Below are 23,075 nucleotides of genomic sequence, written 5' to 3'. Positions count from 1 at the left end.
TATGAAGGCATTAGAGGGGCTTAAAGTGCTGGATCTGACCAGTGCGCTGAACGGACCTTTCTGTACGACCATGCTGGCTGATCACGGAGCGGAAGTCATCAAATTTGAGCCGCCGGCAGGAGAACAGTGCAGAACCTGGGGACCCATTGATGAGAAAAGCGGAGAAAGCGGATTTTATGCTTTTTTAAACAGAAATAAAAAAGGATGTACACTGAATCTGAAGAATGAAAAGGCCCGGGAAATGTTTTATGAGCTGGTCAAAGACGCCGATGCGGTGGTGGAAAATTATCGTCCGGGTGTGACTAAGAAGCTGGGTGTGGATTATGAGACTTTGAAAAAGATCAATCCAAGGATCATCTATGCTTCCGGTTCCGGATTTGGTCAGTATGGTCCGATTTCCCACAGAGCCTGCTATGATGTGGTGGCGCAGTCCATGGGAGGTATTGTGAATCTGACAGGATTTAAAGATACGCCGCCGGTGAAGGTGGGGCCGTCTATCGCCGATCATGTGGCGGGGATTTATCTGTGCGTGGGATTTCTTCTTGCCCTCTATCACCGGGAAAAAACAGGGGAAGGGCAGCAGGTGGATGTATCCATGATGGATACCATTTTTACACTGCTGGAGAATTCCATCGTAAAAACAACCATGCAGGGGATCATTCCACAGCGGCAGGGAAATATTGATCCGTCCATTGCGCCTTTTGACATTTATGAGACTTCAGACGGCTACGTGGCTCTGGGTGTCGGTAATGACCGGCTGTTTCAGAAGTTTTGTGATGTGATCGGTCATCCGGAACTGGTGGATGATCCAATGTATCTGACCAATGATCTGCGCTGTCAGAATTACGAAAAAGGACTGCAGCAGATCATTGCGGATTGGACCAGACAATATACAAAGGCAGAGCTGGAAGAAATTTTTGACGAGGCTGGTATTCCGTGCGGACCGGTGCTTGATATGAAGGAGGCCATTGAACATCCGCAGATTCAGGCCCGGGAAATGATGGTGCATATGGAACATCCGACCATTGGAGATATGTATTTTCAGGGATGTCCGGTGAAACTCAGCGCGACGCCGCCGAGTATCGATACGCCTGCGCCTCTGCTGGGACAGCACAACCAGGAAGTGTTTCATCTGGATGAGGAGACCTGTGAGAAGCTGAAAGAGGAAGGTGTTTTATAATAGCAGGAGGAGTGTTATGGATTTTACGTTAACAGAAGGACAAAAAATGCTGCAGAAAACAGCGGCGGAATTTGCGGAAAAATATGTGGAGCCGCGTGCTGAGGAGATCGACCGTACCGGAGAGTTCCCCAGAGATATTTTCGAAAAAATGTGTCAGGTGGGATTTGCGGGTATCGGGACGCCGGAAAAATACGGTGGCAGCGGCGGAACAGACATTGATAAAGTGCTGGCTGTAACTGAAATTGCCAAAAAGGATGCGTCCTGCGCGGCGATTCTCTCTATCCACACCATTTTTGCTTCGGTTTTAAATAAATTTGGCACAGAAGAACAAAAGCAGAAATATCTGCCGGAGACTACCAATGGGGGAGCTCTCGGAGCCTTTGCCCTGACGGAACCCAATGCAGGTTCTGATGCCGGCAATGCGAAGACCACGGCTATTCTGGATGAGAAGACCGGGGAATATGTGATCAATGGAACGAAATGTTTTATTTCCGGGGGAAGTCAGGCAAAAAATCTTTTGATTTTTGCTCTGACGGATCCTTCCAGAGGAACAAAGGGATTGTCCTGTATTTTGGTGGAGAAAGATACGCCGGGATTTTCTGTGGGAAAGATTGAAGAAAAAATGGGAATCCATGGTTCTGAGACAGCGGAGCTGATTTTTGAGGACTGCCGGGTTCCGAAGGAAAATCTCATCGGAAAAGAAGGACAGGGATTTAAAATTGCCATGACAGCTCTGGACGGCGCCAGGATCGGAGTGGCGGCTCAGGCTCTTGGTATTGCGGAACGGGCACTGCAGGAAAGCATAAAATATATGAAGGAAAGGGTTCAGTTTGGAAAACCTATTGCAGCGCTGCAGGGACTGCAGTGGTATATTTCTGATATGACAGTGAGAGTGGAGTGTGCCAGATGGATGATTTTCCGTGCGGCATGGCTGAAAGTCAGCGGACAACCATATACAAAAGAGGCTGCCATTGCAAAGCTTAATGCATCGGAGACGGCAACTTTCGTGACGAATCTGGCATTACAGATTCATGGCGGATATGGATATATGAAAGATTATCCGCTGGAGAGAATGTACCGTGATGCAAAGATAACCGAAATTTATGAAGGCACGTCCGAAATTCATAAGGTGGTCATTTCAAGAGCCATGCTGAAATAAGCGGATGGATGAGACCATCGGTAATACCGGGAGGAAAAAAAGATGAATATTATTGTATGTATAAAACAGGTGCCGGATACAAATGAGGTAAAAATCAACCAGGAGACAGGCACACTGATTCGTGAGGGAGTGCAGAGCATCATCAATCCTGATGATAAAAACGCGCTGGAAGAAGCGCTTTCCCTGCGGGAACAGGCAGGCGGAAAGGTAATCCTTCTTTCCATGGGACCGTTCCAGGCAAAAGACGCACTGAAAGAGGGGCTTGCCATGGGCGCCGATGAGGCCTGGCTTCTCTCTGACAGAGCCTTCGGCGGTTCCGATACCTGGGCGACTGCCACCATTCTGGCGGCAGCCATAGAAAAAATAGGAAACTATGATCTGATCTTGTGCGGCAGACAGGCCATTGACGGGGATACGGCTCAGGTGGGGCCGGAAATCGCGGAATTTCTGGGAATTCCTCAGATTACCTATGCCAAAGAAATTGCCGTGGAGGAAGGAAAGCTTCGTGTGACCCGGCTTGCAGAAAATGCCGATTATGTAATGACTGTGCAGACACCGTGTCTTCTCACGGCGATAAAGGAACTCAATGAGCCGAGATTCCCGACAGTATCCCGGATTTTTGAAGTCTATGATGGAGAAGAAGACCCGATTCATGTGCTGACCTTTGATGATCTCAATGTAGATCCGACACAGATTGGATTAAAAGGTTCGCCGACCAATGTGAAGCGTTCCTTTGTACCTGTGAAAGAAAAGAAGACAGAGATTATCGAGGGAATCAGTGAAAAAGAAAAGGCCGCGGTTTTGACAGAGAAGTTGATGGCGCTGAAATTATTTTAGGAGGTGAGGCAGCGTGCGGGCAAAAGTAAATCAGAATATTTCTCTGAGCGATTATAAAGATGTCTGGGTTCTGGCGGAACAAAGAGAGGGAGAAATCGCTTCTGTGACGATAGAACTGATTGGCGAGGGCAGAAAACTGGCAGATTGTCTTGGCAGAGCTCTCGTTGTCGTGGTAAACGGATATCAAATGGAGAGAGAGGCAGAAAAGCTGCTTCATTACGGCGTGGATCGGGTTCTCTATGTGGAAAGTCCGTTATTAAAATATTTTTCCACAGATGGATATGTGAAAGTATTTGCGGATTTGATCCGGGCGAGAAAACCGGAGATCGTGCTGGTGGGTGCCACTTCTCTGGGAAGGGATATCGGGCCGAGGCTGGCGGCAAGACTTGGGACAGGGCTTACCGCCGATTGTACAAAGTTGGAGATTGATGTAGAGGATTCCAAGCTGCTGATGACCCGGCCGGCTTTTGGAGGAAATCTTATGGCCACTATCGTGTGTCCGAAAAATCGCCCTCAGATGTCCACAGTCCGCCCTGGGGTAATGGAAAGAGCGGTATATCAGGAAGAGATTTCCGGAGAGGTAGAGAAAATCGTACCGGAGCTGGAGGAAGCAGATATCCGCACCCATCTGGAAATGATCATTCCGGATGAGAAGAAAAAGGTGAATCTCACAGATGCAAAAATCGTGGTATCCGGCGGCCGGGGGCTAAAAACGGCAGAGGGCTTTGCTCTGGTCCGTGAGCTGGCGGATACAGTAGGAGGCGTGGTCGGTTCGTCAAGAGCCTGTGTGGAAGCCGGCTGGATTGACGCCAGCCATCAGGTGGGGCAGACGGGAACCACCGTGCGCCCGGATCTTTATATTGCCTGCGGTATATCCGGAGCAATTCAGCACCTGGCAGGTATGAGCGAATCAAAATACATTGTGGCTATCAATAAGGATCCGAAAGCGCCGATTTTTGAAGTATGTGACTATGGTATTGTGGGAGATCTGCATAAAGTTCTGCCGGCCATGATTGAGGAGATCAAATCGAAAAAAACATTTGAACTCAGATAAAGAGGAAATTTTCCTGCAACTTGTCATTGTCAATATATTTTGCTATAATAAATTTTATCGTGAAAATAAATTGTCTACACGAAATAGCGTTTTGTAGAGCAATAATTTGACAATGGAGTGAGTGAAATGGAAGAAAAAAGGTATTATTCAATTGGACAGGTATCAAATATATGTAAAATTCCCATAAAAACTCTGCGGTATTATGATGAAATAGAGCTGCTTGTCCCTAAAATACGGAAGGAAACCAGCAAGTACCGGTATTACAGTAAGGAGCAGCTGATCACCGCTGTTATCATACGCCAGTTGCGCGCTCTGGGTTTTAATCTCAAGGATATCAAGGAGATTATCCGAAATGACAAAATGGACAGCTACATGGACAGCATTCATGAGAGAATCCGGGAGATTGATGCGGAGATTGCCAGCCTGGAAAAGAAACGGCGGGAGAATCTCTGTATCCTGTCCCGATTTTCGGAAGGAAAACGTTATGAGGATGAAGAAAAGTACCGCATAGAAAATATACCGGAGATTTATCTGCTGACATCCCGCTCCATCATCAAATCCTATCATAATGAGGAGGTCAATCTGGAGCGTTGGATTTCCGTGCTGGAGAAGGCGAAAAGCCAGGGAATGGAGATTACAGGCCCTGTCTTTGTGACCTTTTTCACAGAGATGTTCGGACAGTTTATTTCCAAAGACTGCGATATTGAGTTTGCCGTGCAGGTGGCGGAAACGCCATCGGAGAATAAAGAGATTCATTCTTTTGGAGGGTTTCAGGCGGCAACCACTGTTTACCGGGGAAGATATGAAGATATTTTCAAGAGATACATCGCATTGAAACGATGGATCGATGAAAACGGTTACGAAATCTGCGGAAAAGTCACGGAAGAATTTCTGATCTCTCCTCTGGATACTGCCAATATGAATGAGCACGTCACAAAAATTATTGTTCCGGTCAAAATTACAGATAAGAAAAAATAGAGAGAAAGAAAGACAGTTTTATACTTAAAGGAAGAAAAGATTCAGTTTCATAAAATTGGCTTTCTTTCTTTTTTTGTGGAAGAAATATGTGAAAAACATGTTAATTTCTTAATAAAAATAAGCAGAAGAATTGACGGGACAAAACCCTCGACAGGTGGAGAGTTTTATAAAAAATGCACAAATATAAATTGAAAAAAATAAAAAAACCACTTTACTTGCCCAAAACTGTATGAATTAAAATAAGATTATCAAAAGTTGCTTGTTAAAATTTTAATAATGTGGAAGCGTGAAGCGGAAGCAACAGGAAAAAGGAGAAAGGCGGTTTTTACATTATGAGTAAAACAATCATGACACCGTATGCCCAGGAAGCGGAAAAAGGGTATGATTTCAGAAGAGCAATGGAGGAAGCATCCCGTTGTCTTCTCTGCTATGACGCACCGTGCAGTGAGGGATGTCCGGCAGGAACAGACCCGGCAAAATTTATCCGTTCTCTGCGCTTTAAAAATGTATGGGGAGCGGCGGAGACTATTCGGGAAAATAATCCTCTGGCCGGCTGCTGTGCGGATGTCTGTCCGTATGACAATATGTGTGAGAAAGCCTGCAGCAGAAGCGGCATTGACAGGCCGATCCATATTGGAAAACTTCAGAAATTCCTTGTGGAACAGGAAAAAGAAGAAAACATGAACTTCATGAAACCAGGCGAGCCGAATGGCAAAAGGATTGCCTGTATCGGAGCAGGCCCTTCTTCCCTGGCATGTGCCAGAGAACTGGCCCGGAACGGATATGCGGTGACAATCTTTGAGGCCAATGAGAAGGCCGGCGGCATGCTCACCTACGGAATCCTTCCATCCAGACTTCCACAGAAAGTGGTGGATTTTGATATTGAAACTATCCGTCAGGCCGGCGTTCAGTTTGAATTCAATCACAAAGTAGACAGGGATGAACTGGAGCGGCTGAAAAAAGAATATGACGCTGTCTATGTGGGTGTGGGACTGTGGAAGGCGAAAGACGTTACTATCCCGGGAGCGGAGCTTTCCGGTGTGGAAAATGCCCTGTCCTATCTCAAAGCAGCCAGAAATCAGGATCAGGATTTCAAGGTGGGAGAAAATGTGATTGTCATCGGAGGCGGTGATGTGGCCATGGACTGCGTATCCACAGCGAAGCAGCTGGGTGCCAATGCAGTGATCGTCTATCGCCGTACCATCGAGGAGGCACCGGCTAATATGGAAGAAGTGGCAGCCGTACAGAAAATGGGAATTCCTATTTTTACACAATTTGCCCCTGAAGAAATCCTTGGAGAAAATGGAAAGGTAACTGGTTTAAAAGCAGCGGGAAGAGATGGATACTCCTCCCTGATATTAAAAGCAGACCAGATCGTTTTCGCCATCGGACAGGAACAGACAGATGAATTTGCCGGTCTGGAGAAAGAAGCGGGCGTATTTACCGGCGGAGATATGCTGTACGGAAGAGGACGCACCGTGGTGGAAGCGGTGGCAGACGGCAAGCAGGCAGCAGCTGACATTGCGGAATATTTAAAATAGGGGGAACGAAATTATGGCATTAAAGAAAGATTTATCAATAGACTTTTTGGGAGTGAAATGCGAGAATCCATTTTTCCTTTCTTCTTCACCGGTGGGAAGTAACTATGAAATGTGTGCGAAAGCTCTGGAAGCTGGCTGGGGAGGCATTTATTACAAGTCCATCAGCGTATATATTCCGGATGAATGTTCTCCTCGTTTTGATATTGTCACAAAAGAGGACACCCCTTGGCTGGGATTTAAAAATATGGAGCAGACTTCCGATAAACCAATTGAAGTGAATCTGGACTATATGAGACGCTTAAAACAGGATTATCCGAATAAGGTTCTCGTGGCCAGTATCATGGGAAGTAATGATGAAGAATGGGCTTACCTGGCGAAGGCAGTGACAGAGACCGGTGTGGATCTTATTGAATGTAATTTTTCCTGTCCGCAGATGACGTCCTCTACCATGGGTTCCGATGTGGGAACCAGGCCGGAGCTGGTTAAACATTACTGTGAAGTTGTCACAGCGAACACGCATCTTCCGGTTATCGCAAAGATGACGCCGAACATCACAAACATGGAGATTCCGGCCATCGCGGCTGTGGAAGGAGGCGCCAGAGGACTGGCAGCCATCAATACTGTAAAATCCATCACCAACGTGGATGTGGACTTAAATGTCGGTATGCCGGTTGTCAATGGCAAGTCTTCTGTTTCCGGATATTCAGGGGCGGCTGTGAAGCCGATCGCTCTTCGGTTTGTATCTGATCTGAAGCATGATCCAAAACTGGTCAATATTCCTCTCTCCGGCATGGGAGGTGTGGAAACCTGGAAAGATGCCCTGGAATTCATTCTCCTGGGATGTGAGAATGTACAGTGTACTACAGCTATCATGCAGTACGGCTACCGTATTGTGGAAGATATGATCAGCGGACTGTCCCATTATATGGAAAGACATGGGATTGACAGAGTACAGGATCTGGTGGGAAAAGCGCTTCCTAGCATCATCGGTGCCGATGAGCTGGATCGTTCCTTCAAGATTCTGCCGAAATTCGACGAGGAATCCTGTGTGGGCTGCGGAAGATGTTATGTTTCCTGTTTTGACGGTGGACATCAGGCCATTGCGTTTGATACGGAGACAAGAAGACCGAAACTTCTGGAAGATAAATGTGTGGGATGCCATCTGTGTCTGAATGTCTGTCCTGTCATGAATTGTATTACACCGGGTGAACTGATATTCAAAGAAGGCAGAGAAGAACACGACGTCATCCTGAAAACGAAATACGAATAAGACGGACAGGACGCCGGAACAAAGGAAAAGCAGTAAAGGAGGTTTTGCTATGAAACAATATGATTTGGTGATCAAAAACGGAACGGTAGTGACTACCACAGATATGTATCCCTGTGATATTGCCGTGAAAGATGGAAAGATTGTGGCCATGGAGGCGGATATCGAGCCGGAGCTGGCAGAAAAAATCTGTGATGCATCGGGCAAACTGGTACTGCCGGGAGCCCTTGATGTACATACCCATCTGCAGATGCCTTTTGGAGGAACAGTTTCGGCGGACAGCTATCTTTCCGGAACAAGGGCGGCAGCCTGCGGCGGTGTGACAACCATTTTTGATTATCCTGTACAGCATGAGGGAGAAACCATTCTGGGCCTTGTGAATTCCAAAAAAGCAATTCTTGAAACGGATGCCTGTGTGGATTACGCCATGCACTGTTGTATCACCAACTTAAACGGTGGTGAGATCCTGGATGAGATGGAAAAGGCAGTGGAAGAGGGAATTACCAGCTTCAAATGTTTCCTCGTGTATAAAAAAGAAGGTATGATGGTTGACGATGCAACTCTGGCCCGCCTTCTTCTTCGTGCCAGAGAGCTGGGAGCCATCATCAATATCCATGCGGAAAATCCGGATTTGATCGATATGTATACGGAACAGTTTTTAAAAGAAGGCAAGACCAGCGCCTGGTATCATTATCTGAGCCGTCCGGAATTTGTGGAGGCTGAGGCGGACAAGAGAGCAGTACACTGGGCCAAAAATCTGGATGCCCCGCTGTATGTCGTTCATATGGCCGATAAAGAAGGACTGGAAGCCTGCATTGACGCCAAAAGAGCCGGCGCGGAAGTTTATATAGAAACTTGTCCGCAGTATCTGGAATTCACCTGTGACGTCTATAAACGGGAAGACGGAAGAAACTTTGTATGCTCACCGCCAATGAAAGGACAGGAGAGCCAGGACGCCCTGTGGCAGGCGTTGAAAGCCGGACTGATTGATACGGTGGCAACGGATCATTGTCCATTCCAGAGTTATGAGAAGGACTGGGGCAAGGATGACTTTACAAAGATTCCAAACGGCTGTGCCGGTGTGGAAAATCTGTATCCATATATGCTGGACGCCGCCAACAGCGGAAAGCTTACATTCCAGCAGGTAGTGGCTGTGTGCGCTACCAATCCGGCGAAGATTTTTGGCTGTGATAATAAGGGTTCCCTGGTAGTGGGAAAAGATGCGGATATTGTAATTTATGACAAAGAGAAAGATTTTACCATCAGTGTCAGCAACATGCATTCCGATTATGACCATACCATCTGGGAAGGCAAGAAGCTTCACGGATATCCGGTTCAGACGTATCTCCGGGGACAGCTGGTCTATGACAACGGAGAGTTTGTCGGAAAGCCGGGAATGGGACAGTATGTAAAACGAAGCCCGAAAAAATAATAGATATGAGTTGATTTTCGTGTAAAAGGAGAAAACGTGGATACGGAAGAGAGAAAGAGCAGGCAGGCACTGCAGATAGTTTTGGATATCGGTGCGCAGATGCTTTCATCCGGCGCGGAGATCAGCCGGGTGGAGGACAGTATCATAAGGATGTGCCATGCTTTTGGAGCGGAGACCGTGGAATGTTTTGCCATCACTTATGTCATTGTCGTTACCATATCGGGAGAGCACACGGCCGGGTTGACGGAAATACGCAGGATTCGTGCATTTGACAGAAACATGTATAAACTGACCCAGTTAAATGCTCTTTCCAGGGAAATTTGTGAAACGCCGGTGACGCCGGAACAGGCGGCAGAGAAGCTGCGGGAGATTGAAAGCAGAAAATCATATTCTCTGCTTGGAAAAATGGGTATTTTTGCACTGATTTCGCTTTCTTTCACCCTGTTTTTCGGAGGAAGCATCAGGGATATGGCCGTATCTGCGCTCATTGGAATACTGATCGCGCCGGTGGAAACGATTTTGTCCGATTCGGGCATGAACCGGTTTGTACAGGTCTTTTTATGTTCTGCTGTAGCTGGATTTTTGTCTATCGCCATGGCAGGGATCTGGAGAGGGGTATCTTCAGAGTTGGTAAGTATCGGAAATATCATGATTTTTATTCCGGGAGTTATTTTTACCTGCGCGATACAGGAGATTTTTTCCAATAATATGCTGTCCGGGCTGACCCGCCTGGGGGAGGCAGTGATCACCAGTCTGGTCATTGCCACCGGATTTGTGCTGGTCAATGTAGCGCTGTGACAGGCACGGGCCGGACAGGATTCCGGATCCGCCCGGGAAATCGGGATGAAGAAAAGGAGATCACACATGGACTGGATACAGATTGCCGGCGGATTTGCCGGATCGGCGGGATTTGCGTTGTTCTTCCATTTGAAAGGGAAACAGGTTTTTTATACGGCCCTGGGAGGAGGTATCGCCTGGACCATCTATTTGGCGGTGGGGCTGATTCTTCCTTCCTATGGGATTCAATTCCTGATTTCCGGAATTGCTCTGGGTTTATATATGGAAATTATGGCAATATACACAAAGATGCCGAGAACCGCTTACATTGCGGTGGGTATCATTCCGCTGATTCCGGGAGCTGCCCTGTATCACACCATGTATTACTTTTTTCAGGGAGAGACAGAGAGAGGACGGGCGTCAGCGGTAGAGGCACTGGTGACATCGGCGGCTATCGCGGCAGGACTGCTTTTTGCCATGGATTTATGGAAACTTTTAAAACGAAGCGATCACGTAAAAAATAGCGCAGACGGAGAAAGCAACAAAAAACAAATGTATAAGAAATAGATAGCGGCACTATCTGGTCAATGCACAGAGAGCAGGAAGCGGTACTATCTGAAAAATGGGAGGAATGAAAATGTATACATGTAGCGAAAAACGTATGGAAGATAAGATTAAAACATTCAGCCAGTTTGGCGATGCCGGTCATGGCGGAATTACAAGATATGCTCTGTCCCCGGAAGATATCCAGGCCCGGAACGAGTTTATCAGAAGAATGGAGGCCATTGGAGCGGAGATCAAGACCGATGATATGGCGTGTATGTATGCGACGTTGAAAGGCTCCGAGCCGGATCTGCCGGGAATCGTCATGGCTTCTCACTGTGATTCTGTAAAAAACGGTGGAAACTATGACGGAATCCTTGGTGTGATGGGGGCCATGGAAGTTCTGGAGACAGTGGCTGCAGAGAAGATTCCTCATAAACATAATCTGACGGCCATGATCTGGACCAATGAGGAAGGTTCTCTGTATCCGCCGTCCATGATGGCTTCCGGTGTTCTCTGCTATGACTATCTTCCGGAAAATATCCGCTATAAATTTAAACAGGAAGATATGCTGAATTCCAAATCCATTCTGGATGCGAACCATACTTTTGGTGAAGCTCTTGATGCCTGCGGATTCAAGGGGCCGAAAGAGAACAGACTGAATCCAAAGGATTATAAGGCCATGTTTGAGCTTCACATCGAACAGGGACCGATTCTGGAGGCGGCAGGCAATGATATAGGTGTGGTAACCTGCGTTCTTGGAATGCTCTGTTACCGTATTAAAACTTACGGACAGGCGGATCATGCCGGAACAACTCCGATGAAATACCGCCATGATGCTTTTTATGCAGCGGCAAAGATTCTGCAGTATCTGCATGATGAACTGGACAAACTGGATCCGGAGCTGGTTTATACGACCGGAGAAATCGTGCTTCATCCGAATGTACATACCGTAATCCCGGACTATGTGGATTTTTCCATCGACGCAAGACATGAGGACCCGAAGGTCATCGAGCAGGTGGTGAAAGTGATCGAAAATATGCCGAAAGAAATAGTCGGCTGCCGCGTAGAGTATGAACCGGCGTGGACCCGTGATACTGTATATTATGATAAAGAACTGGTTGGCTATGTGGAAGAATCCGTAAAAGAACTGGGATATTCTTACCAGAGAATCAATTCCGGTGCCGGACATGACGCTCAGTTCTGTGCCTACATGATTCCGACCACGATGATTTTTGTGCCGTCCAAAGACGGACATTCCCACTGTGAACCGGAATTTACTTCCACAAAACAATGTACCCAGGGAGCGTCCGTGCTGTTGAATGCGGTATTAAAATGTGATGCAAAATAATACGGCCGGGAGGACATCCACGACCAATGTCATGGGAACAGGGCCGGTTTTGCCATTGATCATAAAAATGTCACTACCGCCTCTGTTTTCCATGTTTCTGCAGTATACCTATAATTTTGTGGACTGCCTTTTCGTGGCGTGGCTGAGTGAGGACGCCCTGACCGCGGTGTCCTTCGCTTTTCCGCTGACCACGCTGATGCTGGCTTTTTCCATAGGAACCGGCGTGGGGATCAATGTTCTGGTGGCCAGATATCTGGGAAGAGAAGACTATGATCAGGCGGATACCGTGGTGACACATGGAGTTCTGCTCTCTTTTTTGTTCGGTATTGTGCTGAACCTGATTTTCTTTTTGATTCTGGAACCGTATTTTGGAATCTTTATTGAGGATGAAAAGATATACAGTCTCAGCATGGATTATATGAGAGTGTGTGTATTCCTGCAGATTCCCAACATGGTACATATTGCCATACAGAAAATTCTGCAGGGAACAGGAAATATGATCGCACCTATGTTGTTTCAGGCCGCAGGTGTTATTTTTAATTTTGTGTTTGATCCCATTCTTATTTTTGGAATCGGACCGTTTCCGGCCATGGGAGTGAGAGGAGCTGCTCTGTCCACGGTGCTTGGATATACATTGTCTATGGTGCTTGCCTTTTATGTCCTGCTGTGTACCCGACAGAAAGTACAAATGAAGATCAAAGGGCTGAAACTGAACCTGCTGATCTGGCTGGACATTTTCCGGTGCGGACTGCCTTCTTTTGTCATGAATGCGCTGGGAGCCTTTATGGTAACTTTTACCAATGGTTTTCTTGCCGCATATTCCACCACGGCGGTGGCTTTTTTCGGAGCGTACTTTAAAGCGCAGCAGATGGTGGTTATGACGGTGAATGGTCTGATACAGGGCTGTATCCCTGTCATGAGTTTTAATTATGGAGCGGGAAACCGGGAAAGGCTGAAAAAAACATTCATTTATGGAACCGGAATTGCCATGCTGCTCATGGGAATGGGAGAATTATTTTTGTCGGTATTTCCTTCACAGATTCTTAAAATTTTTCTGGCATCGGACAGGATGCTTTCCTTCGGGATCCCGGCACTGCGTATCATGGCTGCGGGATATCTGTTCAATGGTATGGCGACCATGGCAGCGTCTTATATGCAGGCGGTTAACCAGATTAAATATAGTCTTTTTATCAATCTGATGCGGCAGATGCTGGCGCTTTATCCGTTTATGTGGATGTTCACAAAATTCTGGGGTATGACAGGGGTTTGGATTTCTTTCCCGTGTGCGGAAATTGTGACCTGTGTCTGCTGTGCGTTCATCATGAAAAAAACAGGACTTTTGGAGAAAATGGATGGAGAATAAATGTTTGACAACAATGCTGCCTTTTCTGACCAGACTGGATCCCGAAAGAAGAAATCAATTTGAGAAGTATTTTCAGACAGCACCCCAGTGGCTGCTGGAATCCATGAGAGTGGAAAAGGCGGAAAAAGAGAGCGTAATCTTTTATGAGGGAGATGACGTCCGCACGGTTTGCCTGATCGGGGAGGGAATGGTAAAGGTGACGAATAATAGTCTGCAGGGCATGTGTTACAGTCACCGGCCGTTTGCGAAAGTTTATGCCTACGGAGGAATGGAAATTCTCATGGAGGTCCGGGAACATTGCCATACGTTAAAGACCATTACGGCGTGTACCCTGGTAAAGATTCCACGGAATAAATTTGAACATTGGCTACAGACAGATATCACTGCTTTGAAGCGGGAATCCAAGCTGATGGGAGAATATCTTTTTGAACAGGCCTGCAGCAGCAGAGATTTTCTCTTTCTGCAGGGTTCCAGCCGTCTTGCCTGCCTTTTTTCTGACTGGTATGAGAAATATGCGGAGAACGGAATTTTGCGTATCCGTCTGGTGAGACAGGAACTTTCTGATTATACGGGAATCTGTGTGCGTTCCGTAAATCGTTGTATCAGGAAATTTATCGGTGATGGATACATTTCCCGAAAAGGAAATTTCATAGAAATTAACCGGAAACAGTATCTGCTTTTGAAAGAGAGGGCCGGAGAGGTCTTTAAAGAAGCCATTTGAACCGGCGATCAAAAAGACCGCTGCCAAAACATACGTCTGGCAGCGGTCCTTTTTGTTCATTTTTTTATTCTATTTATTCCTGTTACAAACTCTGTATTTTAGACTCCCGCCGTAAAGTGTATCTCCTTCGGCACCAGGCAGGCTTCCAGTTTCTCGGAAAGATCTGCCTTCAGCTGTTCCATATCCGGTTCTTTGGTTCCGGTGATGTCGGCGCAGAGCATCAGGCGGTGTTCCGGTCCCCAGCAGGTGTAAGCGTGGGCGGAGTCGATGCCGTCGCAGCTTGTCAGGGTATGTTCCAGTTTGGCAAGATCCAGATAATCACGGCCGGTCAGATTTTCCACCATGATGGTCCGTCCGCAGCGTTCCATGATATCCAGGGAGCCGTCCGGAAGGATTCTGGCATGGAGGCCGGTCTGGTAGAGCATACCGCCGCTGTATGGGTTGGTGATCCGGTCGGTCCAGCCCTTTGTCGGATGATCCATGATGTACAGGGAGCCCCATGCGCCGTATGGCTGCTTGCGGCAGGTCTCGTCAAAGACGTAGGCCTTTACTTCCGTATCAGGAGTGACGTCGTGGATCAGTGGGAAACCGGCGGCTTCGTTGACGTCTCCGGCCTTCACGAAGTAGTGTTTCGGGAAGAGACGTTCCGGCAGATGCTTTTTCAGGCGGCGCACAGAAGGTTCTGTGAGCATGGCGTTGACAATGATGTCCATACATTCCATGAAAATTTCCAGCTGCTGTCTGTCAAAACGGTTCTCCCAGTAACGAAGTTCGTAGTAATAGAAGCCTTTTTTGTTGGACATGATCTGCAGATGGAACGGCAGGGAGTCAAGCTGGATTGGCTCACGTTCTGCCGGCGCTCCTCCGATGTCATCAAGGTTCAGGATGTCGCCCTGATACTGGATGAACATTTCATCGGCGTGCAGGGTGGATGTATGGCAGCGCATGGTCTCCATGATCTCACGGGCATGTTTATGCAGAAGCTGCGGTACAGTCTCGTGAGGCACATTGGTGTAACGGAAGAGGTATGTGGTAAACAGGCAGCCGGCCAGTCTGCTCCAGCGGCTGTCGGTCCGTCCGCTGTGAATACTGGTGCTGACCACATCTTTTTCGTTGGCAAAAATGCTGATACAATAGTTAAATGCAGTCAGGAACATGACATTTTCTGATATTTTGTTTTTCCGGCAGAAGGCATTCAGCTGATTCGGGCTGATGGTGAAACGGCCCCGCAGGGAAGCGTTGACACCGGTATCCAGATCGTGGAAATCTCTGCGGGTGAGGATACTGTTGGATACCTTGAAGTCTTTCATCAGATCCAGATAATATGCCACATCCTGATCCCGTTTGCCTTTGGCAGCCCAGGCTTTTTCATCCAGGGCGTACTCAAACATGGTATAGCTTTCTTTCTTCACCGGATTGCCCAGATACAGATTGTTTAGATCTTCGAAGAGAATCTGCAGGGTGATGCCGTCGCCTACGATGTGGGCGATATCCAGGAAGAGGAAATTGGCGCTGTCGGTCTGGTAAATGCCCGCATGGTAGAGCGGTTCATCTTTGCCATACATAAACGGCACTAACAGATTCTTTCTGGTCTCGGCAAATTCTTCGTCGCTCTGGCGGATGATCGGGATGCTGACCCGCACATCGTCATGACGGAAGCTCTTGAACACGCCCTCGTCCATCTGGATGACAGCCTTTAAGCCCGGGTGTACGTCAAAGAGGTCTTCCACCGCTGTCTGCAGACGGACAAGATCCACGTTGCTGTCCAGACGGATCAGAGACGGCAGATTGGCGGTGGTGTTGCCCCGCATCACGTAGGCGAAATAAATCTGCAGGTTGGTCAGAGGATAAACCGGACGAATGGAGTAGTCCACTTTTTCTTCGCCCTGTGTCTCTTTATAGTAAGCCTCCAGTTTCTCCACGGTGGCGTGAGCCATCAGATCGTCCAGAGTGATGGAGAAATCCATGTTGTCGGCCAGATCCGTGAGGAGCATAACACTGCCCATGGAATCCATGCCGGCGCGGTAGAAGTCAGTGGTGATACCGAAATTCTGATGTCCCAGAACGGCGGCTACGCTGTTATAAATCTTCTGCTGCAGTTCGTTCTGCGGCATAACGATCTTGGCGCGCTGTTCTTCTTCCAGTTTCTTCTGGCTGAAATAGTTGGAACGTTTGATCTTTTTGGATGTAGTCTTCTCAAACGGGTCCCGGCGCACGCGGTAATTTAAGATTCTCTTGAAAGTAGGAAGCTTCTGGTTGATTTTGGCGATGCTCTCGCCCACAGCACCCTCAATATCGGTGATATCGCTGGCCTCCGCATATTTGAAGTTCGGATAGATTTCTGCTGTGATCGTATCATTTTCTTCAAACACGAGAATATCTTTTATGATGGCTTCATCGGTGAACATATTTTCAATCTGTTCCGGAGCCACATTTTCACCGTTGCTTAATATGATCAGGTTCTTCTTACGTCCCGTCAGATATAAGAATCCCTCGTCATCCACATAACCGATGTCGCCGGTGCACAGCCAGCCGTCGTCGGTGATGGCTTCGGCGGTGTTTTCTGGATCTTTATAATAGCCCATCATGACAGAAGGGCTCTTTACCTGAATCTCTCCGTCCACGATGCGGACCTGACAACGGTTGACGATTTTGCCCACGGAGGCAACTTTGTCCGGACGGTCCCAGTCAGCGGCGGAGATAACAGGAGAACATTCAGACATGCCGTAACCCTGGGCGATGGACATGCCGAGATTCCGGTAATTCTCTGCCAGCTCCGGTGTCAGATATCCGCCGCCGCAGCTTACTTTCCGGAGACGTCTTCCGTAAACTTCCGCTTTCAGCTCATCAGGAGTTTTTTCCGGATGCTGTTTTTTCAGCAGACAGTAACGGTTATACAGAGCCTTTGCCACCATCGGAACGACACTGAAAGCGGTCGGTTCAAATAATCGCAGATGATCCACCAGCTTGCTCATATCCCGGTTCAGGCACAGAAGGCTGCCGTCGCGCATGGTTACCAGCACATCACTGTGTAAGCAGAATACGTGATGGATCGGCAGGATATTCAGATATACTTCGTTGCTGTCCGGAAGGGCCGTGTCGGTGTTGCAGAATGTATTGTCAATGAGATTGCGGTTGGAAAGCATGACGCCTTTTCCTTTTCCGGTGGTTCCGGAGGTGAAAAGGATCATGGCGCAGTCGTTTTCCGATACATCCGGACTGGCGGCGCGTCCCGCGAATTCTTTTAAGATATTGTCAGAACATGGCACGTGTTTACCGTGCTGCAGAGATATGTAAGCTTTGATTCTCGGGCAGAGATCTTTGACGCCCTCCACCAGAGGATGATGTTCCCAGTCATAAAACAGAACGTCTACATCGGAACGGTTTAAACAGTCGGCTAAAGTTTCCACGTCCATCTGGATATCCAGAGGAACGACGGCGTTGCCGTTGGACATGACGCCCAGCATTACAGCCAGATAATGATGACTGCTGCTTCCCAGCAGACCCACCTGTGTTTTGTGGCCGATGGATGCATCCTGTTCTTTGGTCCATGCGGCGATGGCATGGCATTCTCCCATAAACTGCCGGTAGCTGATATCGAAGACCATATCGTTTTCTTCGTAGCGAAGGAATACTCTGTTGTCGTAATCCCTTCCGGCATGTTCCACCAGATCATAAATCGTTTTTGTGTTCTCGTAAGTAATCATAATCTCCCTCATTCAAAATAATGAATATGGCACCGGGGGAACCTGGTCATCCAGGTCGAAAATCCATGCGTGGATTTGTATAAATCGGTCAGTTAAGGTCAGTATAAATCATCCGGCGTCACCGGCGCATGAACTGTATGGCCATGGGTAATATCATAATGAAGTTTCTCCCGATTGTTTCTTACATGTTACAAAAATACTATAACAAATACGGACAAAAAATGCAATTTGTCCATCAAATATTTTTTTGTAATCGGGAAAAAAATCTGAAAGAATGATAAAAATGTAAAGGAAGAGTAAAGAAAAAAAGAGAAGGGGATGAAAGATGGCTGGAAGTTCACGGACACAGATGGTATAGTAGGACACAGACAGTGCAGCCGGAAAGACAAAAAAGGCAGCTGACAGAATCATTATAAACAGGATGATTATAAGAGGAGATTCATGGAGGAAGATAACATGCTGGAATTGTATATCCACATTCCTTTTTGTGTGAGAAAATGTAATTATTGTGATTTTTTATCCTTTCCTGCCGGGAAAGAGATCGTGGAGCGGTATGTCCGGGCGCTGGAAGAAGAGATTCGCCGCACGGGAGAGGCGGTATATGGACAGAATGGCAGGCCGGGAGAGACAGTGTATGGACAGAATGGCAGGCCGGAAGAAGCGGTATATGGCCGGGCAGGAGGGGGAAAAACGGAAGTAAGACCGGGATCTGCCCCGAAAATATCCACGGTCTTTGTGGGCGGCGGTACTCCGTCGGTTCTGGAACCGGAGCAGATCCGGAGCCTGTTTTCCTGCCTGCGGGAAAGTTTCCTTCTGGAGGCTGACGCGGAGATTTCCATGGAGGCCAATCCCGGCACCCTGAACCGGGAAAAGCTTTCCGCCTGCCGGGAGGAGGGCATCAACCGTCTGAGCCTGGGACTTCAGAGTGCTGATGACGGGCTGCTGCAAACTCTGGGGCGGATCCATACCTGGGAACAGTTTCTTTATAATTATCAGGATGCCAGACAGGCGGGATTTCGGAATATTAATATCGATCTCATGAGCAGTCTGCCGGGACAGAGTCTTGAGAACTATGTGAAGACTCTGGAGACGGTGACAGCCCTGGAGCCGGAACACATTTCATCGTACAGTCTGATTCTTGAGGAGGGGACTCCATTTTTTGCTTCGGAAGAGATCCGCCGGCAGCTGCCCGATGAAAATACGGACCGGGAAATGTACGAGAAGACCAAAGAGATTCTCCATGAGAAAGGCTATGAGCGCTATGAGATATCCAATTATGCGAAACCAGGATTTGCCTGCCGGCATAATCTCGGCTACTGGGATGAGGTCCCTTATCTGGGACTGGGGCTTGGCGCTTCTTCTTATTATAAGAACGCAAGATTTTCCAATGAGACGGATATCCGGACTTATATGGAGAACCCCTTTGTTCCTTTTTTGGGGAGGAATGACTACGAGTGCTGTGATGAAAAAAGCAGGATGGAAGACTATATGATCTTTGGACTGCGGAAGATGGCCGGCGTCTCTTTGTCCCGGTTTGAGAAAGAATTCGGGACGGCGGCGGAAGAAATCTACGGCGGGGTCATCGACCGGTACGTGGGTATGGGGCTTCTTGTTCTGGAAGGAGACAGGCTCCGGCTCACCGACGCGGGTATTGATGTGAGCAACCGGATTTTTGAGGATTTTCTTCTCATGGAGTGACAGGCGGCCGGAGAATTTTTCTTATGGGGTGAAACGGTCGGAAGGGGTTCTGTTTACGGAGCGAAGCGCGGCTGGTGCAGATAGTCTTCCATCAGGGAAAGGAAACGTTTCAGAGCCGGGTGTTCCTGGCCGAAGGCGTAATAGACGCCAAAGGGAATCTCCGGCAGGTCGGTGACCGGGATGTAGCAAAGTTCCGGGTCCCTTGCCGGAAGAAGATCCGGATATAAGGTGTAGCCGATCTGTGCTTTGACCAGGGCGATGGCGCTCTCAATGCTTTCGGTGATATAGCGCTGCTCCGGAGGAAGATTGATAAGCAGGTTGTTTTGAAGGGCAAAAACGGAGTCCGGAATCTGCCGGGGCGTACAGGCGATGAAACTTCCGGTGAGCTGTTCCGTGGTGAGGGAACGGCTGGCCGCCAGGGGATGTTTTGGCGTGCAGACACAGGTGATGGGGGCCTGATACATTTCCCTGAAAGACAGGGAGAATTTTTTCTGTCCGTCGGTGGTGCCCAGGACGGCGTGCACCTGCTCGTTTTCCACCATATTTAATAATGAAGGAAAGGGAATCAGGTGGATATTGGGCCGGAGCAGAGGAAATTCTTCTTTGAGTTTTTGTAATACCGGAGGAAAAAGATGCAGTTCCATATAGTTGTGGCATCCCAATTCAAAAGGAAGAAAATGCTCGTGATTGCTGAGACGTTCCTTGGCGGAAAATGCGGTTTTGAGAATCAGTTTGGCGTCGGACAGGAAAAGAACGCCTTCCTGAGTGAGGGCGACATTTTTGCTGGTCCGGTTAAACAGTTTGACATCCAGCTCTTTTTCCAGTGTCTGAATCTGGTGGGTGACGGCGGGCTGGGTAAGTTTTAATGTCCGGGAAGCTTTGGAGAAATTCAGATATTCCGCCACGGTGACAAAACATTCCAGTTGTATAGTGTTCATGGTAGTTCCTTTCTGATCAGAAGTCTATAAAGTGTGTTTATAGATTCTAACATTTCTTATAGTGCATTTCAAGAAAATGAGACATTCCCACAAAATAAAAATCAAAGGATTTAAAGCGTTATGCGGAAACGACAGAGACTTGCGGGAGGCGGCAAATAAATAACGATAAAAGTTTTTTATAGATAATAATTATTTTGAATTTCACATTTCAAGGGAAACGAGGTAAAATCTCCTGTGGACAGAAAGTAAGGTAATGAACTGTTCGTCGAAAAACTATGAAAACATATACAGGAGGTGTTCGCAGGTATGACAGAAGATTTCAGAGCAGAAGAGCTGATCTATATGATGAAGAAGATCGGTCTGGATCTGGCGGCGCAGATAGACTGCTGCCTGAAAAATGATGAGATCAGTGGTATCCAGGTCTATTTTCTCGTGTATCTTCTGCGGCATCATTCGGAGGGGACCTACCTTACGGAGCTGTGCCGGGAGACAGGCATGTCCAAGGCGACGCTGTCTGCTCTGATCAAAAAGCTGAGAGAAAAAGATTATCTTTATTTTCGGGAGCATCCGGAAGATATCCGGAAAAAAGAAGTGCTTCCCACCAAAAAACTTCTGGAAAAGAGAGAGGTATTCTTTGATAAGGCAAGGCAGATGGAAGATGAAGTCTGCGGCGCTTTGAGCCAGGAGGAAAAAATGCAGCTCTGGGGTCTGGAACAGAAAGTTCTTGCCCAGTTGATAAAGATGGAGCGCAAAGAAAAAAAGGACAGGAGGTTAATTTACCGTGAAAAAAGTTTTACAGCAGCTGGGACAGTATAAGCGGGAGACCTTTCTATGTATCGGTTTGACCGCGCTTGAAGTAATCATGGAAATCCTGATGCCTTTTATCACTGCCATGATTATTGACCGAGGGTTGGAGGTCAGCAATCTGCCGGCCGTTTACCGTTACGGCGCCCTCATTGTTGTGATGGCTTTCTTAAGTCTTTTCTTTGGAGCTATGGCAGGTAAAAATGCAGCCGGTGCGGCAGCCGGTCTGTCGGCCAATCTCCGGGAAGCCATTTATAAAAATATTCAGACCTTTTCTTTTTCAAACATTGACAAATTCAGTGTGCCGGGTCTTGTTACCCGTATGACAACAGATATCACCAACGTGCAGAACGCCTTCATGATGTGTATCCGTGTGGCGGTCCGTGCGCCGTTGAATCTGATTTTCAGTTTTGCCATGTGTATGATCATCAGTCCGCGTCTGAGCGCCATGTTTTTGATCGCGGTGGTCTTTCTGATCGCGGTGATCGGTTCTATCATGGTGGTCACCCTGAAGATTTTCCGTCAGGTATTCCGACGGTACGATGACCTGAACGCCAGCGTACAGGAAAATGTGACGGCCATCCGTGTGGTTAAGGCGTTTGTCAGAGAGGATTATGAAAATGTCAAATTCTCCAAGGCGTCAAAAATGCTCTATGATCTTTCCGTAAAGGCGGAGGGTCTGCTGGCTTTTAACAACCCGGCCATGATGGTGGCTGTGTATTTCTGTATCATCTCCGTGTCCTGGTTTGGCGCACACTTTATTGTGGGCGGTTCCATGACCACCGGTGATCTGACCAGCTTATTCAGTTATATCATGGCGCTGCTCATGAGTCTTATGATGCTTTCCATGGTAGTGGTCATGATCAGTATGTCTCTTGCCAGCATCCGCCGTATCAGCGAGGTGTTAAGCGAGAAAGCCGACCTGCATGATCCGGAGAATCCGGTCATGGAAGTGGCTGACGGCAGCATTGATTTTAATCATGTAAACTTTTCCTATAAACATGGCAGCGGAAAAAATGCGCTGTTAGATATCGATCTTCATATCAGGAGCGGAGAGACCATCGGCGTCATCGGCGGCACAGGCGCCGGCAAGAGCAGTCTGGTCAACCTGATCTGCCGTCTGTATGACGTGGATGAAGGTTCTGTCTGTGTGGGCGGCGTGGACGTCCGCAACTATGACACGGAAGTGCTGAGAAATCAGGTTTCTGTGGTTTTACAGAAAAATACTCTCTTTTCCGGTACGATCCTTGACAATCTGCGCTGGGGTAATCCGGACGCGACTTATGAGGAATGTGTGGAAGCCTGCAAGGCAGCCTGTGCCGATGAATTCATTGACCGGATGCCGGGCGGCTATGAGACGAGAATCGCCCGGGGCGGCGCCAACGTATCCGGCGGACAGAAGCAGCGGCTTTGTATCGCCAGAGCGCTTCTTAAGAAACCGAAGGTTCTGATCCTGGATGATTCCACCAGCGCCGTGGACACCGCCACGGATGCCAGGATCCGCGCGGCTTTCGCCAAAGAGATCCCTGGAACCACCAAGATCATTATCGCGCAGCGTATCTCCAGTGTGGAGTCCGCAGACCGGATTCTCGTGCTGGATAACGGCAGCATAAATGCTTTTGATACACCGGAAAACCTGCTTGCCCACAACGCCATCTATCAGGAGATTTATAATTCCCAGATGGAGGGCGGCGGTGATTTTGACCAGCCGGCTTAGAGGGAAGG

18 protein-coding genes are annotated in these 23,075 nt (G+C 47.9%); 16 read left to right on the top strand and 2 right to left on the bottom strand.

Annotated elements, in window-relative coordinates; all coding sequences use genetic code 11:
* Position 1: 1 nt before the first annotated feature.
* The 13 genes from B5E53_RS02065 (at position 2) to B5E53_RS02005 (ending at position 14,203) form a co-directional block, all read left to right on the top strand.
* Positions 2–1,180, top strand: a complete 1,179-nt coding sequence (locus tag B5E53_RS02065) for a CoA transferase (RefSeq protein WP_087312303.1) — start codon at positions 2–4, stop codon at positions 1,178–1,180.
* A 16-nt stretch (positions 1,181–1,196) separates the two neighbouring features.
* Positions 1,197–2,339, top strand: coding sequence for an acryloyl-CoA reductase (gene acrC / locus B5E53_RS02060; RefSeq protein WP_087312301.1), 1,143 nt, complete (start codon positions 1,197–1,199; stop codon positions 2,337–2,339).
* 42 nt (positions 2,340–2,381) lie between these two features.
* Complete coding sequence (locus B5E53_RS02055; RefSeq protein ID WP_087312299.1) at positions 2,382–3,176, top strand: electron transfer flavoprotein subunit beta/FixA family protein; 795 nt, start codon at positions 2,382–2,384, stop codon at positions 3,174–3,176.
* A 37-nt stretch (positions 3,177–3,213) separates the two neighbouring features.
* Entirely contained in the window at positions 3,214–4,230 is a 1,017-nt protein-coding gene (locus B5E53_RS02050; protein ID WP_343215577.1) for an electron transfer flavoprotein subunit alpha/FixB family protein, read from the top strand.
* A 126-nt stretch (positions 4,231–4,356) separates the two neighbouring features.
* On the top strand, positions 4,357–5,208 hold the full coding sequence (locus B5E53_RS02045) for a MerR family transcriptional regulator (RefSeq protein WP_087312295.1): 852 nt from the start codon (positions 4,357–4,359) through the stop codon (positions 5,206–5,208).
* A 332-nt stretch (positions 5,209–5,540) separates the two neighbouring features.
* Positions 5,541–6,749 (top strand): FAD-dependent oxidoreductase, encoded by a 1,209-nt coding sequence (locus tag B5E53_RS02040; protein WP_087312293.1) that lies wholly within the window; start codon positions 5,541–5,543, stop codon positions 6,747–6,749.
* A gap of 13 nt (positions 6,750–6,762) precedes the next feature.
* Complete coding sequence (gene preA, locus B5E53_RS02035; RefSeq protein ID WP_087312291.1) at positions 6,763–8,019, top strand: NAD-dependent dihydropyrimidine dehydrogenase subunit PreA; 1,257 nt, start codon at positions 6,763–6,765, stop codon at positions 8,017–8,019.
* A gap of 49 nt (positions 8,020–8,068) precedes the next feature.
* A complete protein-coding gene (gene hydA / locus B5E53_RS02030; protein ID WP_087312289.1) occupies positions 8,069–9,448 on the top strand; it encodes a dihydropyrimidinase in 1,380 nt (459 codons plus the stop codon).
* A 36-nt stretch (positions 9,449–9,484) separates the two neighbouring features.
* Positions 9,485–10,246, top strand: a complete 762-nt coding sequence (locus tag B5E53_RS02025; protein WP_242963481.1) for a threonine/serine exporter family protein — start codon at positions 9,485–9,487, stop codon at positions 10,244–10,246.
* 45 nt (positions 10,247–10,291) lie between these two features.
* The gene (locus B5E53_RS02020; RefSeq protein WP_087312287.1) at positions 10,292–10,792 is read left to right on the top strand and encodes a threonine/serine exporter family protein; all 501 of its coding nucleotides are present in this window, start codon (positions 10,292–10,294) and stop codon (positions 10,790–10,792) included.
* Positions 10,793–10,862: 70 nt separating this feature from the next.
* Positions 10,863–12,119, top strand: a complete 1,257-nt coding sequence (locus tag B5E53_RS02015; RefSeq protein WP_087312285.1) for a Zn-dependent hydrolase — start codon at positions 10,863–10,865, stop codon at positions 12,117–12,119.
* Positions 12,109–13,482 (top strand): MATE family efflux transporter, encoded by a 1,374-nt coding sequence (locus tag B5E53_RS02010; RefSeq protein WP_204245481.1) that lies wholly within the window; start codon positions 12,109–12,111, stop codon positions 13,480–13,482. Before B5E53_RS02015 ends, B5E53_RS02010 begins: the two co-directional genes overlap by 11 nt.
* The gene (locus B5E53_RS02005) at positions 13,472–14,203 is read left to right on the top strand and encodes a Crp/Fnr family transcriptional regulator (protein ID WP_087312281.1); all 732 of its coding nucleotides are present in this window, start codon (positions 13,472–13,474) and stop codon (positions 14,201–14,203) included. Before B5E53_RS02010 ends, B5E53_RS02005 begins: the two co-directional genes overlap by 11 nt.
* Positions 14,204–14,301: 98 nt before the next feature.
* On the opposite strand, the gene B5E53_RS02000 is transcribed toward B5E53_RS02005, so the two are convergent.
* Entirely contained in the window at positions 14,302–17,910 is a 3,609-nt protein-coding gene (locus tag B5E53_RS02000; protein WP_162611746.1) for an AMP-binding protein, read from the bottom strand.
* Positions 17,911–18,366: 456 nt separating this feature from the next.
* On the opposite strand from B5E53_RS02000, the gene hemW reads away from it, so the two are divergent.
* A complete protein-coding gene (hemW, locus tag B5E53_RS01995) occupies positions 18,367–19,608 on the top strand; it encodes a radical SAM family heme chaperone HemW (protein ID WP_242963480.1) in 1,242 nt (413 codons plus the stop codon).
* A 53-nt stretch (positions 19,609–19,661) separates the two neighbouring features.
* Here hemW and B5E53_RS01990 read toward each other — a convergent pair whose 3' ends face one another.
* The gene (locus B5E53_RS01990) at positions 19,662–20,546 is read right to left on the bottom strand and encodes a LysR family transcriptional regulator (protein ID WP_087312275.1); all 885 of its coding nucleotides are present in this window, start codon (positions 20,544–20,546) and stop codon (positions 19,662–19,664) included.
* A gap of 306 nt (positions 20,547–20,852) precedes the next feature.
* Between B5E53_RS01990 and B5E53_RS01985 the strand changes: the two genes are divergently transcribed.
* Positions 20,853–21,362 carry a helix-turn-helix domain-containing protein gene (locus B5E53_RS01985; RefSeq protein ID WP_087312273.1) on the top strand — a complete coding sequence of 170 codons (510 nt, stop codon included), beginning with the start codon at positions 20,853–20,855 and terminating at the stop codon, positions 21,360–21,362.
* Positions 21,328–23,067, top strand: coding sequence for an ABC transporter ATP-binding protein (locus B5E53_RS01980; RefSeq protein WP_087312271.1), 1,740 nt, complete (start codon positions 21,328–21,330; stop codon positions 23,065–23,067). Before B5E53_RS01985 ends, B5E53_RS01980 begins: the two co-directional genes overlap by 35 nt.
* The last annotated feature ends 8 nt before the right edge of the window (positions 23,068–23,075 follow it).

The sequence above is a fragment of the Eubacterium sp. An11 genome (assembly GCF_002161065.1).
GTDB lineage: Bacteria > Bacillota > Clostridia > Lachnospirales > Lachnospiraceae > Anaerobutyricum > Anaerobutyricum faecale.
The sequence above is the reverse complement of the archived record's forward strand: the minus strand, read 5'-3'. Positions and strand labels throughout refer to the sequence as shown.

What these genes read in the sequence shown, in the direction of transcription:
- B5E53_RS02010 (WP_204245481.1), top strand. Translation starts at nt 12,109, where the DNA reads ATGCAAAATAATACGGCCGGGAGGACATCCACGACCAATGTCATGGGA.
- B5E53_RS02015 (WP_087312285.1), top strand. Translation starts at nt 10,863, where the DNA reads ATGTATACATGTAGCGAAAAACGTATGGAAGATAAGATTAAAACATTC.
- hemW (WP_242963480.1), top strand. Translation starts at nt 18,367, where the DNA reads ATGCTGGAATTGTATATCCACATTCCTTTTTGTGTGAGAAAATGTAAT.
- B5E53_RS02005 (WP_087312281.1), top strand. Translation starts at nt 13,472, where the DNA reads ATGGAGAATAAATGTTTGACAACAATGCTGCCTTTTCTGACCAGACTG.
- B5E53_RS02065 (WP_087312303.1), top strand. Translation starts at nt 2, where the DNA reads ATGAAGGCATTAGAGGGGCTTAAAGTGCTGGATCTGACCAGTGCGCTG.
- B5E53_RS02045 (WP_087312295.1), top strand. Translation starts at nt 4,357, where the DNA reads ATGGAAGAAAAAAGGTATTATTCAATTGGACAGGTATCAAATATATGT.
- acrC (WP_087312301.1), top strand. Translation starts at nt 1,197, where the DNA reads ATGGATTTTACGTTAACAGAAGGACAAAAAATGCTGCAGAAAACAGCG.
- B5E53_RS01990 (WP_087312275.1), bottom strand. Translation starts at nt 20,546, where the DNA reads ATGAACACTATACAACTGGAATGTTTTGTCACCGTGGCGGAATATCTG.
- B5E53_RS01985 (WP_087312273.1), top strand. Translation starts at nt 20,853, where the DNA reads ATGACAGAAGATTTCAGAGCAGAAGAGCTGATCTATATGATGAAGAAG.
- B5E53_RS02055 (WP_087312299.1), top strand. Translation starts at nt 2,382, where the DNA reads ATGAATATTATTGTATGTATAAAACAGGTGCCGGATACAAATGAGGTA.
- B5E53_RS02040 (WP_087312293.1), top strand. Translation starts at nt 5,541, where the DNA reads ATGAGTAAAACAATCATGACACCGTATGCCCAGGAAGCGGAAAAAGGG.
- preA (WP_087312291.1), top strand. Translation starts at nt 6,763, where the DNA reads ATGGCATTAAAGAAAGATTTATCAATAGACTTTTTGGGAGTGAAATGC.
- B5E53_RS02000 (WP_162611746.1), bottom strand. Translation starts at nt 17,910, where the DNA reads ATGATTACTTACGAGAACACAAAAACGATTTATGATCTGGTGGAACAT.
- hydA (WP_087312289.1), top strand. Translation starts at nt 8,069, where the DNA reads ATGAAACAATATGATTTGGTGATCAAAAACGGAACGGTAGTGACTACC.
- B5E53_RS02020 (WP_087312287.1), top strand. Translation starts at nt 10,292, where the DNA reads ATGAAGAAAAGGAGATCACACATGGACTGGATACAGATTGCCGGCGGA.